This is a genomic window from Vibrio sp. 2-Bac 85, from assembly GCF_037546705.1.
GTDB lineage: Bacteria > Pseudomonadota > Gammaproteobacteria > Enterobacterales > Psychromonadaceae > Psychromonas.
Genome location: NZ_JALAAB010000009.1, coordinates 63269 through 79342, shown reverse-complemented (window position 1 = coordinate 79342; position 16074 = coordinate 63269). Strand labels below are relative to the sequence as shown.

10 protein-coding genes are annotated in these 16074 nt (G+C 36.1%); 6 read left to right on the top strand and 4 right to left on the bottom strand.

The features are described 5' to 3' along the window. Nucleotides 1–318 precede the first annotated feature (318 nt). Nucleotides 319–1872, top strand: coding sequence for a phospholipase D family protein (locus MT390_RS11215; RefSeq protein WP_499441177.1), 1554 nt, complete (start codon nt 319–321; stop codon nt 1870–1872). A gap of 119 nt (nt 1873–1991) precedes the next feature. Beyond that, nucleotides 1992–2858: a hypothetical protein gene (locus MT390_RS11210; RefSeq protein ID WP_499441175.1), complete on the top strand. Its 867-nt coding sequence runs from the start codon at nt 1992–1994 to the stop codon at nt 2856–2858. Here MT390_RS11210 and MT390_RS11205 read toward each other — a convergent pair. Next, nucleotides 2855–3544 carry an SIMPL domain-containing protein gene (locus MT390_RS11205; protein ID WP_499441174.1) on the bottom strand — a complete coding sequence of 230 codons (690 nt, stop codon included), beginning with the start codon at nt 3542–3544 and terminating at the stop codon, nt 2855–2857. The genes MT390_RS11210 and MT390_RS11205 overlap by 4 nt on opposite strands. A 623-nt stretch (nt 3545–4167) precedes the next feature. Between MT390_RS11205 and MT390_RS11200 the strand changes: the two genes are divergently transcribed. Next, complete coding sequence (locus MT390_RS11200) at nt 4168–5061, top strand: fructose bisphosphate aldolase (RefSeq protein ID WP_499441172.1); 894 nt, start codon at nt 4168–4170, stop codon at nt 5059–5061. Between the two features lie 96 nt (nt 5062–5157). Here the strand turns inward: MT390_RS11200 and fbaA are convergent, their stop codons facing one another. Both fbaA and MT390_RS11190 read right to left on the bottom strand, forming a co-directional pair. Beyond that, nucleotides 5158–6234: a class II fructose-bisphosphate aldolase gene (gene fbaA / locus MT390_RS11195; RefSeq protein WP_499441171.1), complete on the bottom strand. Its 1077-nt coding sequence runs from the start codon at nt 6232–6234 to the stop codon at nt 5158–5160. 120 nt (nt 6235–6354) lie between these two features. Continuing rightward, a complete protein-coding gene (locus MT390_RS11190; protein ID WP_499441170.1) occupies nt 6355–7527 on the bottom strand; it encodes a phosphoglycerate kinase in 1173 nt (390 codons plus the stop codon). A gap of 532 nt (nt 7528–8059) precedes the next feature. Here MT390_RS11190 and MT390_RS11185 point away from each other — a divergent pair. Then, nucleotides 8060–10324, top strand: a complete 2265-nt coding sequence (locus MT390_RS11185; RefSeq protein ID WP_499441168.1) for a bifunctional diguanylate cyclase/phosphodiesterase — start codon at nt 8060–8062, stop codon at nt 10322–10324. Nucleotides 10325–10354: 30 nt separating this feature from the next. Here MT390_RS11185 and MT390_RS11180 read toward each other — a convergent pair whose 3' ends face one another. Beyond that, nucleotides 10355–10963 (bottom strand): MarC family protein, encoded by a 609-nt coding sequence (locus MT390_RS11180; protein ID WP_166371725.1) that lies wholly within the window; start codon nt 10961–10963, stop codon nt 10355–10357. A 463-nt stretch (nt 10964–11426) separates the two neighbouring features. Here MT390_RS11180 and MT390_RS11175 point away from each other — a divergent pair, with 463 nt between their 5' ends. Further along, nucleotides 11427–14603, top strand: coding sequence for a response regulator (locus MT390_RS11175; RefSeq protein ID WP_499441166.1), 3177 nt, complete (start codon nt 11427–11429; stop codon nt 14601–14603). Then, nucleotides 14603–15694, top strand: coding sequence for a response regulator (locus tag MT390_RS11170; RefSeq protein WP_499441164.1), 1092 nt, complete (start codon nt 14603–14605; stop codon nt 15692–15694). The genes MT390_RS11175 and MT390_RS11170 overlap by 1 nt, the downstream gene beginning before the upstream one ends. The last annotated feature ends 380 nt before the right edge of the window (nt 15695–16074 follow it).

Genomic DNA, 16074 nt, shown 5'->3' with positions numbered 1-16074 from the left:
TTGGTTTAACTTTTTGTTTAAAAATCAGCGGGACCAAGCACCATCATTTAAGCCCATAGTAATTTATTACTATGGGCTTTTTTTGTATCTAAAATGGAAAGTCCTTGGCTTAACTCTTTATTTAACCCCTCAAAACAACCCCCGATCACTCAGTCATTGCGATTACTTTATTTGAATCAGCCTTTTATCAGCGGTCTTCAGGAGCGCAGAAACAAAGCGATCATCAACAATCTATAATTAAAACAATAGAAAGGATTAAGATTTGTTATTATTTGCGAATCAATCGCTATCAACATAATGACTAAGCAAGGACATCGAGTGCCATTATTTTCTTATTGTAATTCTTTTAAGCTATTCAGTTTAACGGTGAGTTTACTGTTGCTGTCTGCTTGTACGCCTCCAGAAGAGCGTTTTAGTGCTAGTACTGAAGATTATTGCCAAGATATTACTTTTCAAACTAATACCACCATAACAGAGCAGCTTGCGCCCTACTCACCTTATATTAAAGATAACAAAACCGGTGTTTATGTATTGGAGCAAGGTACTGAAGCGATGTTTACAAGGGCGTGGTTAAGTGAGCATGCCGAGAAGACGATTGATGTGCAGTACTTTATTTTTTCCACTGATAATATTGGGTTATTAGCGATCGATTATTTAGTACGAGCTGCAGATAGAGGCGTCAAAGTACGTATATTAGTTGATGATATTATGTTGGATGCTAAAGGCGATGAATTATTAACTTTAAATGCGCACCATAATATTAGTATTAAGATATATAACCCCTTGGCTAATGTTGGCAAAAATCTATTACAAAAGCTAACTAACCTTGCCACTGACTTCCATGCATTCAACCAACGTATGCATAATAAGACTTTTACCGTTGATAGCCTGGTCTCGATCACTGGCGGCCGTAATGTAGCTGATGAATATTTTGGTTATGACCATGAGTATAATTTTAGAGATAGGGATGCTTTGTTAGTCGGTCAAGCAACACAACACATTGAGCAATCATTTAATCAATTTTGGCAGCATAAATTAAGTGTACCGGTCACTGAGTTATTAACTCAAACTGATACTAATATAACGCCTAACTTTGAAAAATTACATCAATATGCCTGTAACCCTAAACACTTTTTACCCGAGGTTAGAGCACAAATAGAAGCGATGCCCGCTGCCTTTAATCTGGCGGTTGAGTCAGGCGATGTGTATTGGTTAAATAATGTTGAGTATGTATCAGATGCTCCGGGTAAAAACAATGCAAAAACATTTCTGGGTGGCAGTGGGATCGCTACTGAACGCTTAATACAATTGATTAAACAAGCTAAAAGCTCTATTACCATACAATCCCCTTATTTGATCACTACAGAGCTCAGTGAAGAACTCTTTAAGTCCCTCGTCGCTAAGGGAGTAGAAATAAAGATATTGACCAATAGCCTGGCCTCTAATGATAACTTAGATGCTTTTAGCGGATATCAAAGAAGTCGCAAGGCATTACTTGCAACAGGAATACAGATTTTTGAATTTAAGCCAGATGCCAAGATCAGGCAAAAAGTCATGTCTCAAGAGATGGTTCGTCAATTAAAACAGCAACCTATTTTTGGTTTACATGCAAAATCAATGGTCATTGATGATCATTTAACGGTCATTGGTACATTTAACTTAGATCCACGTAGCGCAAACTTAAACACTGAAAGTATTGTTGTGATCCCTTCAAAGCCTGTTGCAAAAAAGGTAAAAAAGGTGATGTTAGTTGAAATGCAGCCAGAGAATGCATGGCAAACAACAGTAGATTGGAACCCTGATCAAGAGGTTGATTTAAGTAAACGCTTAAAAGTTAAAACGCGCACCATTGTGCCTAAAAGTATTTTGTAAAATGCAAAGAGATCACAGCAAGATTAAAAGTAAGCCCTTGTATTCAAAACAGTGCATAGCTGAAAAGACTTTCTGTTTTAAAAAGTTGTCTTTTCTGCACGTTGTTAGGGCGAACTTAAATGTTTTATGAAGGGACGGAAAAACGTTTAGTGATCAGCACTAAAGGCCTTAACTTGTTTGATTTTGCAGATAGCTTTTGGTCAGACTTAGTCGCGCACTCTGGTGCAGAAGTATTATCAAGCATCACTAATGCAAACGTAAAAGCTTACTTACTTTCGGAATCAAGTTTGTTTGTATGGCAAGATAAACTGATTTTAATTACCTGCGGCAATACGCAACTGGTTAAAGCCGCTTTATTTGTTCAGCAACAATTTACTAAGCAACATATCAACACCCTTCTCTTTCAACGTCATCAAGCCTTAAAACCACAATTACAGCGTTCTAACTTCCAACAGGACACATTGCTATTAGAAAAGCAGTTTAAGGGCCAAAACATGCATTGGCGAGACGGCTATCAAGGGGATTTATTTGTATTCGGCGAGGTATCTGAAAATAGTATAATAACGCAAAGTATTTATATGCTACATGGATTAAATAGCGCCTTTGCCAACACACTCCAAACAAAAATATTAGACAAAAAAGCCGTTTTAGCTGCATTAAAGATCGAATTGTTATTTGAGCATTCAATATCTGATGACTCGTTATTGGATAAGTCGCTATGCAGCCCAGGGCTGAGTAATTTAATAATTGATCATTATAGCTTTAGTCCAAAAGGTTATTCTCTGAATGCTATTTGTGGTGCAGACTATATTACTCTGCACTTAACTCCAGAAAAAATGAGTACCTACCTCAGCATTGAAAGCAGTTTTTCAAAACAACGATGTGCCCATTTTATCAGCCATTTACAACAACTATTTTTACCCAGTGAGCTGAAAAGTATGCACTTCAACTCACTGTCACAACAGTTATTGATCAGTGTTGATTAAGGGTTTAATAAAAATACGGCTTCCACTCGCTCATTTATTTCTATCTGATTATTTTGATAACTTTGTGCAATTTGATCACTTTCCATTGCTCGCATCAAAATAGGCTGTGCATTGTTGTTATGGTAATTAACTGAATACACACTGCCTAATGAAGCGTGATAGCTTTTAGCCAATCCTTCAGCTTTATTAATAGAATCTTGCACCGCCAAGTCACGCGCTTTTATTTGCCACTGTAATGGGTCTTTAAGTGCATAGTTAATTTGGCCAATATTTGAAATATCATTCTTCACTAAAATCTGTAAAAACTTATTTATTTTTTCTACATCGTCTAACTGATAACTTAAATTACGCGTTGCTTTAATGCCTACTTGAGTACGCTTTTTCTCGATATATTCGTACTCAGGGCGTAATTGCACATCAGCACGAGTTAGCAGCGCTTGATCAAAGCCATTTTTTTGTAATTGAGACAGCACTTGTTGTACTTGCAAATCCACTACCTGTTTAGCATTATCTGCATCATTTTCTAAGGCAATAGACTGAAATTGGATACGAACAGTATCTGGTTTCACGGCTATTTTTGCCGCGCCTGAAACTGATATATGCGGTTGTTCAGGTAATGTTGCAGCCTGCCCCGATGTTGTCACCGTTAATAAGCAGCTCAGCAGTATTGCATTGATTATTTTCATGTTTCCTCTCAGATTAGGCGGTTAATAATAAAGCTATATATTACCTAGGTTCGTCACTTAATACCAAGTAGCAGAAGTGTAAGATTGTAAATAATTAAATGACATCAATTCACTTATAGATAGAGCATCGATCTAAGTTATAAGTAAAGCACCGCCCTAGTTTTATCAAACCTTGCTCGTATAAAGTGTTCAGAAAAGACAAGATACTCCTTATTGATTATTGATTATTGATTATTGATTATTGATTCGTTAAATATTTATCGTATTTAGCTACTTTTCTTAACTGTTTTTCTAACTATTTTTAGTTGGTAATTTACAGTAAAAATAAATGCGCTAACCTAATAAAAATTAATGTTAACCAAAGATTGTTAGGTATAGAGTAAGTACTCATACAGTTAAATGTATCAACTCCACTTGTTTCAATATAGGGACAGTCTCTTTGAGCGGATATTTATTAATTTTTGTTAACGTTTGTTTGTCCAAAAATAAATTAAGATCCTTTCAAACCATGGAAATACTAAGTGATTCAAATCTGAGTTGAACCTTAAATCCAAATGATAATCATTTGTATTTAAGCAATATTCAATGTATGTTGTGTATAACTAACTTTCAGAGGCTCAGCCATGCAAACATTTGAGAAACAACTTAATAGATTTAAAACAGAACCAGGATTTATAGCTGCATTAGACCAAAGCGGTGGCAGTACACCTACTGCACTTAAAGCTTACGGGGTAAACGAAGATGCCTACGATACCGACGAAGAGATGTTTAATTTAGTGCATAAAATGCGTTCTCGTATTATCACTAGTCCTTCTTTTAGGGGTGACCGCGTGATTGGTTCTATTTTATTTGAAAATACCTTAGACCGTGAAATTGAAGGAAAGGCATCCTCACTTTATTTATGGGAAGAAAAAAACATAGTGCCATTTCTTAAAGTGGACAAAGGTTTAGAAGCGCAAGCTAATGGCGTGCAATTAATGAAAGCCATTCCAGGCCTCGACGCTTTATTAAAGAAAGCAAAAGCTAAAGATGTATTTGGCACTAAAATGCGTTCAGTCATTAAATTAGCAGATCCGGTTGGTATACAAGCGCTAGTTGAGCAGCAATTTAAAGTTGCTAAACAAATTTGTGCTGCGGGTTTAGTGCCAATCATTGAGCCAGAAGTAGATATAAATAGCCCGGAGAAAGGCGCTGCTGAAGTATTATTAAAACAAGAGATTTTAAAACAGTTAGATCTATTGAACAGTAATGAATTGGTAATGCTTAAGGTATCTCTGCCGGAGACTGCAAACTTCTACCAAGCGTGTATTACTCATCCTAATGTGGTTAAAGTCGTTGCTTTATCTGGCGGTTATCCAATTGAAGAAGCAAACCGTCGATTAACCGAAAATAATGGCGTGATTGCTAGCTTCTCGCGTGTATTAACCAACAATCTCTTTGCAGAGCAAGCAGACGCGGACTTTAACAGCGCTTTATCTGCGACTATTGAGCCTATCTATATTGCTTCAAAAACATAAGCTTTTATAGTCGAAAGTGAACTGCAAAAAATGGCAAAAAAAAGCCAGCAATTAAGCTGGCTCTATTCTTATAATATTAACGAATAAAGCGTTAAATTATAGAACGTCTACTGCATTAAGGTCAGAGAAAGCTTTCTCTAAACGAGTAACCATTGATGCTTGACCTGCGCGTAACCAAACACGTGGATCGTAGTATTTCTTGTTAGGAGCATCTTCACCCGTTGGGTTACCGATTTGACCTTGTAAGAAATCACGGTTAGCTGCTTCGTAAACGCGAACGCCATCCCAACATGCCCACTGTGTATCAGTATCAATGTTCATTTTGATAACACCGTAACCGATAGACTCTTGGATTTCTGCTTCAGAAGAACCAGAACCACCGTGGAATACGAAGTTTAATGAGTTAGTTGGTAGGTTGTGTTTTTCAGAAACGAATTTTTGAGAATCACGTAAAATTGTTGGAGTCAGTTTAACGTTACCTGGCTTGTATACACCGTGTACGTTACCGAAAGAAGCCGCGATAGTGAAACGTGGGCTAATTTTTGATAATTCAACGTATGCGTAATCAACTTCAGATGGTTGAGTGTAAAGTAAAGAATCATCCATATCTGAGTTATCAACGCCGTCTTCTTCGCCACCAGTACAACCTAGTTCGATTTCTAACGTCATACCCATTTTAGCCATACGCGCTAGGTATTTACCACAGATCTCGATGTTTTCTTCTAATGGTTCTTCAGAAAGATCGATCATGTGAGAAGAGAATAATGGTTTACCTGTTTCTGCGAAATGTGCTTCAGAAGCATCTAATAATCCGTCGATCCATGGTAGTAATTTTTTAGCAGCGTGGTCAGTATGTAGAATCACTGGAACACCGTAAGCAGCAGCCATTGCATGCACGTGCTTAGCACCAGAAACAGCACCTAAAACAGCTGCTTCTTGACCGTCAAGTTTAAGACCTTTACCAGCGTTAAATACAGCACCGCCGTTAGAGAATTGAATAACAACTGGCGCTTTAACTTTAGCAGCAGCTTCAAGTACAGCATTGATTGAATCTGAACCAACAACGTTTACCGCTGGAAGTGCAAATTTATGCTCTTTTGCAACAGCAAATACCTTTTGAAGATCATCACCAGTGATAACACCAGGTTGTACAACGTCTAAAATCTTAGTCATGAGATATACCCTATCTATTGTTTTAAATTAAAATCTGTTTCGTTTCGCGATTCTAAGGCAATTATGTCACAAAGAATACGCATAAAAAAGCGAGATAAAATCTCGCTCTAAACATTTGAATTAATCGTTAGCACGCAATTCTAACATTGCCACTGCCGGTAACTCTTTACCTTCAACAAACTCAAGGAAAGCACCGCCACCAGTAGATATGTAAGAAACATCTGCAGTAATGCCAAACTTGTCGATTGCAGCCAGCGTATCACCGCCACCAGCAACAGAGAATGCATCTGATTCAGCAATCGCTTTAGCGATGCCAGCTGTACCTGCTTCAAAGTTTTTGAATTCGAATACGCCAACTGGGCCATTCCAAAGAATTGTTTTAGCATCTTTTAAGATAGCCGCTAATGCCGCTGTTGATTCAGGACCTAAATCGAAAATCATGTCGTCATCTTGTACGTCTGCAACATTTTTGATTTCAGCTTCAGCGTTTTCATCAAATGCTTTTGCACAGGCAACGTCTGTAGCAACAGGGATTGCACAATCAACCATTAATTTTTTAGCTGTTTCAACTAAATCAGCTTCGTATAATGATTTACCAACATTGTGCCCTTGTGCTGCGATAAATGTATTCGCAATACCACCACCAACAACTAGTTGATCTGCAATTTTAGATAATGACTCTAATACTGTTAGTTTAGTTGATACTTTAGAACCACCAACGATTGCAACTAATGGACGAGCAGGGTTATCCATTGCTTTGCCTAGTGCTTCTAACTCTGCGGCTAATAAAGGACCAGCACAAGCAACAGGAGCAAATAGACCAGCACCGTTAGTAGAAGATTGAGCACGGTGAGCCGTACCAAATGCATCCATTACGTATACATCACATAATGCTGCTAATTGCTTAGATAATGTTTCATCGTTTTTCTTCTCGCCTTTGTTAAAGCGAACATTTTCAAGCACAACCACTTCACCAGCATTAAGTTCTAAGCCATTTAAGTAGTCAGTTGCTAAACGTACTGGTACGTCTAGCGCTTCATTTAAGTAATCAACAACAGGTTGTAGAGAGAACGCTGCGTTTTCTTCAGCAGACGCGCCTTCAGTTGGGCGACCTAAGTGTGACGTAATCATCACTTTAGCGCCTTTTTCTAAGGCTAATTTGATTGTTGGAATTGAAGCACGAATACGCGCATCTGATGTTACTTTGCCATCCTTAATTGGAACGTTAAGATCTTGGCGGATAAATACACGTTTACCGGCTAAATCTAGATCAACCATTTTTTTTACTGACATGATGTGTCCTCTCATTTTATTTTGAAAACTATTTTTGAAATCATTTTAAAAACTTTTTTGAAAACTATTTTAAAAACTATAAAATTTCTTACCTATTCTCTACCGGCCCAATCGTTACCTAGATAATGACAGGCTCTGCATTAACGCAGTCTAAAATACAACATTATGTCGTTATATTCTGAATATTGGAGCGCATTATAAACCAAAGTGTTTGTTACATCGATCACAAATCGCAATGGTGTGTAATTTACCCTTTTAATTGGGTGCAGTGGTTTGATTTATATCATCTAAGTCAGACTTCTTTTAAAACGTTTAAAAAAACGACAGAAAATCAGTTTCTTTAATGGCACAAAAAGATATAGTTTATTACATGAAACGGGCTAAATAATGCAAAAAATAGATTTACTCCTACCCTAAATGAGTAAAATATGAATTTATTCTCATATTAACACCGCCAATTAGATGATAAAATCACGCCTTATTATTTATATCAGTTATTTATACACACAAAATAAAAGAGTACCGTTAATTAATGAAGATTTTTCAGTTAATTCGCCATACCTGGCTAATCTATTTTTGCCTAGTCGTGTTCACAACTATTCTATTGCTCACTACTGTATATGGTAAATATGATGAATTATTAACAAAAAGAAAATATGAACAACTGTATATAACTAAAATAGTTAAAGCAGATATCAATTCTTTATTATCTACCTATGAGTCTATATTAGATCTTATCAATGTTGGATTTAATGAAGACCATCAATTTAATCAATCGGTGTTACAAAAAATACTAAAGAAATCGGATTTATTAGCAGGTTTTGCTGTATTTAATTTAGACGGTACTTTACGTGCAAAAAGTGACAACCTTCCGCAAAAACTTTTTGAATTGAAAGGCGATCGCTACATTGAACAAGGGTTTTATGGTCCTGTCATCGCTGATAAATTAATGATCAGCCGTCCTATTTTTTCACCTATCACTAAAAAATGGATCATCCCGATACGAAAAGCATTGATTGATAAACAGGGCTCTGTGACAGGTTTTTTATTTTCTGCGATTCTTATTAATAAATTACAACCCAAGTGGCCCCAATCAAAGTCCTTTGGCAACTCACTAATGCTGACTCTCGATCAAAGTTTCTATCGTCTTTTAGACACTGCAATGGGCTCTAAAGAATACGCAGAGAATTTTTCAACTCCGTTTACAGAACAACAACGCAATGAAATAGAAAAAGAACTCAAGAAACAAAATTTAACGCTTGAAATGTTACGTGATACAGAAGAAGTGGTTCAATTTGGTTTCAATAGCAAGGATAAAGAGGAATTACATAGTTTATCCTTTAATAAACAATATCAATTCTGGACCCATGCTAGCCGCTCATTAACCAGTATTACCAGTCAATTACTTTACACATCAGCCTATTACTTCATTTTATATTTTATCTTTTTAGCGGTGATTTTTTTCCTGTTCAAATGGATAATCAGAATAGAAAAAAATAAGTTAACAGAATTGGCCTATAAAACAGAACATGATGATTTGACTGGTTGTTATAATCGTTCAGTATTACCCCATTTAATCCATGATCTAACCAACGTTAAAAAACCATTTTCAATGTTATATATCGATTTAGATAACTTTAAAAATATTAATGACTCTTTTGGACACAAGTATGGGGATGCTTTATTAAAGGCAGTTAGTCTTCGAATTCAACAGAGTTTAACAGTGGAAAAAGGGAAATTAGGTGATTTAATTCGTTATAGTGGTGACCAATTCATTTTATTAATAGAAATGGAAAATAAACAAAACATATCTGATTTTGCTAAAAAACTACTTGATGATTTAGCTGAGATGCACTGTATTTTTAATCGCAGCTTAACTATTACTAGCTCAATAGGCATAGCCTGTTATCCGCGCGATGCAAAACAGTTAGACACTTTAATAAGCTATGCTGAAAATAGTATGTTGATAGCGAAAAAAACCAAAAATCACTATCTTTTCTTTTCACAAGAAGTCCATCAACATCTGCTCAAACAAACTGAAATAGAACAAGCATTACGTACTGCTATTGAAAAAAATGAAATCAGTCTCGTTTATCAACCGCAAATGGACACATTTAATAAACTCTACGGCGTAGAAGCATTGGTACGCTGGGAAAGTAAAACGTTAGGTGTTATAGCACCGGATATTTTTATACCTATTGCAGAAAAAACTGGCTTAATGCCAATCCTAGGCCAACACATAATGAACAGAGCTATGTATGAAATAAGTAGCTTACAACGCAAGTCAAAAACAACGTTTGCTTTGTCGATCAATGTATCAGTGAGGCAGTTTGTACAGACAAATTTTTTTGAAGTGTTAATTAAAAGTATTCTCTATTTTGGTGAGAAAAACCTGCCTATTACTATCGAAATAACTGAAAGTTTATTTATTGAAAGCATTGATGTACTTCGCCCCATTTTTACTAAAATGAAAGATCACAATATCTCCTTAGCTTTAGACGATTTTGGCACAGGCTACTCCTCTCTTAGCATGCTTAGAGACGTGCCCATTGATGAATTAAAAATAGATAAAAGCTTTGTCCAAGACATCAACAAAAATAAAACAGATAAAGCGATGGTGAAAAGTATTATTGGTATGGGAAAAAACTTAAACATGCGAGTATTAGCAGAAGGCGTTGAAACAGCGGAACATGCAGAGATCCTTGCTGAATACGGATGTGATTTATTTCAAGGCTACCATTTCTCTAGAGCTTTATCGATCAAAGAGTTGGAGCAGTTTATTCAACAACGCCAATAAAGCGACATACATATTCATACGAGCAAAAAATTAAAGTAAAAAGTATTGCTTGATACCTGCTAGGACATTGGCCACCGCTACGGAGGCTAATATCATGCCCATCACTCGGCTAATAAGGCTCGCACCCGCATTGCCAATAACCCGGTGTATTTGGCTCGCCGCTAACATCAGTAACATTGTAATCAACAGGACTAGAAGCATAATTAACGCGGTTTGAGTTTGCTCCCAAATACTATAACTTGAATTTTCAGTTAATAAGACAATGCCTAGCATCGCGCCTGGACTGGCTATTGATGGGGTCGCGATGGGAAAAATGGCAGCTTCATTTTGCTTGGCTGACATCTTAAGTTCAATATCTGGTTTACTCTCTCCAAATATCATCGATAAAGCAAACAAAAACAGTACTATCCCTCCCGCTATTTGAAAAGCAGAGAGAGGAATTTCAATAGAGGTCAGGATAAATTCACCGGCGACTAAGAAAAAAAGCAAAATAACAGCTGAATAACCTGTCGCTTTTAGCGCTACTTTACGTTTCTCTTTATGGTCAAAATGACTAGTAACAGCCATAAACACAGGAACCGTACCAATCGGGTCAATAACTGCAAACAAGAAAATAAAAGTCGCGACATAATCAATCATAATAATATTATTCCTGTTTTATTTAATTACTTTTGATAAATAATATACCATAAAATAGTTATGCCCATCACATAATCAACACTCTATTCGTAGAAAAAAAAGCTCGATATTATAATGTTTAATCACAGTATTTATTAATTTGATCATGTACAAATGAAGTAAAAAGCCTACTATTAACTATCAAGAGGTAAAAAATAGACATAAGTGACATTTTACGATGAATTGAGGGAGCTGATTTGTTGCTTACTTAAAGTAATGAACGACCTGTAACAATCGACAATAAATCAGTTATATTTGACTTTTATTGCAAAGCTATTTTTCATAAAAGAGCGCCGTTATCACTACAATTGACTCTAACATGATGATCTTTCGAGCATTCAAGACATACTAACAGTAACCACTATTAACATTAATCAGCCATTAATATTATTAAAAAATGTGCTTAAAGAGGATCTAGGCAAACATGAAACTTTCAAAAGCATCTATCTATGTTTCCTTGTTTCTCTCACTGATCCTCTGTGCAAATTATTATGTCACTTTGGAAGTGAAAAAAGCTTACAACAATCTGATACAAACACAACAACATAGTAAAGCATCTATTAGCCTCACCAATGGATTACAAGTAGAAACTAACGAGCTAGCGCAATTGGTTAGGCTTTTTATTTCGACCAGTGAAACACGTTATCTTTTTTATTATTACGATATTATTGCAATTCGAAATGGCACTAGGCATGCACCTGACAACTATATCCCGTCATTATATTGGGCAGACGTAATTGCCGAAAGGAAACCTCACACTGCATTAGCAACACAAGGAGGTATTTCGTTAACCACAAAAATGAAAGGCTTAGGCTTTACTCAACAAGAATTGCTATTACTTCAAGAGATTTTAAAGGCACTCGAAACATTAAAAAATGTTGAACAAATAGCCTTTGCCAGCACACAGGGGTTATATGACATTAAGGCTAATGAATATGTTTCTGACGGAGAACCGAATGTAGAGTATGCGAATAAATTAATATACAGCAATACGTATAACGCAAAAAAAGCCACACTCTCACACGCTTTATTCAACTTATCACAACAAGTACAAAAGCGAACCGATAATGCAGTACAGGAAGCGAGCACACTTTTAAATACTTTAATAACAAAAGCGAGTATCGGTTTGCTATTAACCTTTATCCTCATTTTTCTTATTTACCTGTTGTTTAGGCAATTTATTTTAAACCCTATAAGTTTACTTTCAAAAGTCGCTGAATGTTTAGCAGCGGGGCAATATTCGACACGCGTTTCTAAAATGCGAGCGGCAGAAGAGTTATTAACGTTAGGAAAAACGCTGGACCACATGTCTGAATCCATTGGCAAAGATATAGATAATAGAAACATAAGCCAAAAGAAATTAGAACATGCAAACCTGATAGTACAGGAAGCAACACAAGCCAAATCGATATTTTTAGCGAATATGAGCCATGAAATAAGAACGCCAATGAACGCTATTATCGGTATGGCCTACTTAGCGTTGAATACCAAACTTTCCTCACAACAAGCCAATTACATAGAAACGATTCATAATGCGGGACAATCCTTACTTAATATTATTAATGATATTTTAGACTTTTCAAAAATAGAAGCAGGCAAAATAGAACTGGAAAAAACCTCATTTCAATTAGAAACGACGGTGACCAATTCATTGTCCTTGGTCAAGCAAAGCTTAGCGAAAAAAGACATTGAAATGTTAGTAGAGATAAAAGGTAATTCATTATTGAATGACACTAAAGTGCTTATTGGCGACTCCATTAGACTCGGTCAAATATTAAATAATCTATTATCAAATGCGATTAAATTTACTCAACGTGGTTACATTAAACTCACTATCTCAACGGTAGAAAACACCGCTACACAAACTACACTTAACTTCTCAGTGGAGGATACTGGTATAGGTATGACAGATGAGCAAGTGAGTCGGTTGTTTCTAGAGTTTGAGCAAGCTGATAGCTCAACTACACGTAAGTATGGCGGTACAGGTTTAGGCCTTGCTATCACAAAGAATTTAATCGAGTTAATGGATGGAGAAATAAAGGTTAACAGCACGCCACATGAAGGAACTATTTTTTCATTCAGCGCAAAATTTGATTTACCAGAAAAGCAGCCTCTTTGCCATAACCAAATCAACGTTGCAAATTTACGCGTGTTAATTGTTGATCAACAACAAAAATCAAGGTTGCTTCTACAAGCAATGATGCAACAACTTGAAGTCGGCAGTGAGGTTGAGCATGACATTGAAATGACCGACAGCGGCCTTGAAGCCCTTCTCATGATACAAAATGAATATGATGCAGGAACACCTTATGATTTAGTCTTTTTTGATTGGACTAATAAAGATATTTCAGGAAAGCAGTTTTTACAATCCCACTGCGAGAAAAGATATTTAGAGAAAACTAAGTTGATTATGATGTCTGCCAATGAATATGGAAATATGCATAAAATAGCCACAAAATATGCACTTGAATATTTATTATCTAAACCTATTTTGCCGACTACGCTGAAGAATGTATTCAACTCCATTACCGCTTTAGAAAGCAAATTCACTCAGTCTGATTCAACTAAAAGCGAATTAAGTCTACAGGGTATTAGGATTTTATTAGTAGAAGATAATAAAACCAATCAACAGCTCGCGATAGAATTATTAAAAATGAAGGGCGCGTTAATTGATACTGCAAATAACGGGCAAGAAGCAGTACAAAAAATATTAAATGGCAAAATAACGCAATATAATATCGTGTTAATGGACTTGCAAATGCCTATCATGGATGGCTATGCAGCGACTAAATTATTACGAGAACATCAAGAATTTGCAGGCTTGCCTATTGTGGCGATGACAGCGCATGCGATGGAGCAAGATATTAAGAAAAGCCGTCTTTATGGCATGAACGGACATATATCAAAACCAATAATTCCCGAATTACTCTACGCCACAATTTATGAATTGCATAATAAAATGACTCTGTTGCCCCATGCAGTGAAAACGAATGAAACAATCAATAACAAGGACACATTTGCTCCTATTGTAGGGTTGAATACCGCCCAGGGATTAAAAAATTCAGCCGGAAGAACTGATTTATACCAAAAAGTGTTAGTTAACTTTTTCAACGATTTCAAAAATTTCCCTGAAAGGTTTACATTATTATTAGAAGCAAGAGATTGGAAGAACGCGGAGTTAATGGCTCATTCCTTAAAGGGGTTAACGGAAACAATAGGTGCTAATCAATTGACTCAACCTGCCGTTGAGCTTGAGCAAGTGTGTAAACATGCAAGCTACTCTTCGGCGACAGTGATCCTAAATAAACTACTCACTGAATTAACCCCATTATTAATCGAATTAAAAAAAATACAGCTTGATAGTGAACCTCAAAATATTTCAACAAAAACTGCAATTAACGATGTACTTATATTATTAGAGCGTCTACTTTTAGAGAGCGATGTAGAAGTTATCGAACAATGGAATAGAAACTATCCACTATTAACAGATGTATTACCTGAAAAAACTCTTTTACAAATTAACCAATGCATCAATAATTTTGAATTTGATAGTGCTTTAAATCACTTACAAGAATATAAAAATAGAGAAGGAATGTATTAATGACAGGGTTAAATGACAAACCTACTATTTTAATTGTGGATGATACACCGGCAAATCTAACCCTTTTAATGGGCTTACTAAAAGATAAATATCGGATTGTAGCGGCTAACAATGGAAAAAAAGCGATTGAACTTGCACTTGCTTCTCCTCCAGACTTGATATTACTTGATATCATGATGCCAGATATCGATGGCTATGAAGTATGTACTCGCCTAAAAGAAAGTGAAATAACACAGCACGTCCCTATCATATTTTTAACAGCTAAAGTGTCGGTAGAAGATGAAGAGCATGGTTTTGAATTAGGTGCCGTAGATTTTATACATAAACCTATTAGCCCCTCAATAGTGATGGCGAGAGTGAATACGCATATTAAGCTGAAAGCTTGGCAAAGTTATTTACTTGATAATAACACTTGGTTGGAAAAAGAAGTGTCACGACGTTTAGCTCAAGTGAACCAACTACAAGATGCCACTATATATGTGATGGTCTCGCTTGCAGAGTTTCGAGATGAGTGCACAGGTAACCATATTCGTCGCACACAGGAATATGTTCGGTCACTAGCAGAGGAGCTGTCTAAATTACCTCATTATGCATCTACATTAACACCTGAAGTCATTAACTTGATCACCAAGTCATCGCCATTGCATGATATCGGTAAAATAACCATACCAGATAATATTTTGCTTAAACCAGGCAGGCATACAGAGGCTGAATTTGAAATAATGAAAACTCATTCACAACGTGGTTATGACATTCTAAAACAAGCCAGTGGCTTAATGGGTGGGCAAGGTGAACTACTCAGTTATGCTATGGATATCGCACTGTATCACCATGAAAAATGGGATGGTTCAGGATATCCAGAAGCATTAGTAGGTCATAATATCCCATTAGCGGCTAGGTTAATGGCTGTCGCCGATGTCTATGATGCTTTACGCAGTGCTCGCCCATATAAAGAACCTTTTTCACATCAGCAATCAATGGAGATAATTGCTAAAGGTAAAGGCCATCATTTCGACCCTGAAATTGTTGAAGCTTTATTTGTAATTGAAGATCAATGCATATCAATCATAGATAACTGGCCAGATGATTAAAGCGTACTACTTTGATTCACCTTTTTATCGCTGTTACACCTAAACTGAAAGCGGAATAATGGAGGTAAAATGAATAACTTTAATATCAATGAATTAAATAGCCAAAATTTATTCTTTTTTCTCCAACCTAAAAATTGAAATGATTATTAACTAAAAACCCCATTAGGTGATGCGGTAACGTAATACGTGAAGCATCACCCTATTCTCCCGCATAAATACTCCGGCAATACAGACTACAACTAGGCGAACTCTTTTGAGAATAAAAAGTGACATATTTTTATTTTCAAAAATTTTAGATATCGATGTAAGTCACTAAGAATGTTAATAAAAATTAAATGCCCGTTCTAATAAGTATTTAACAACCAAAAAGATCAAATAAA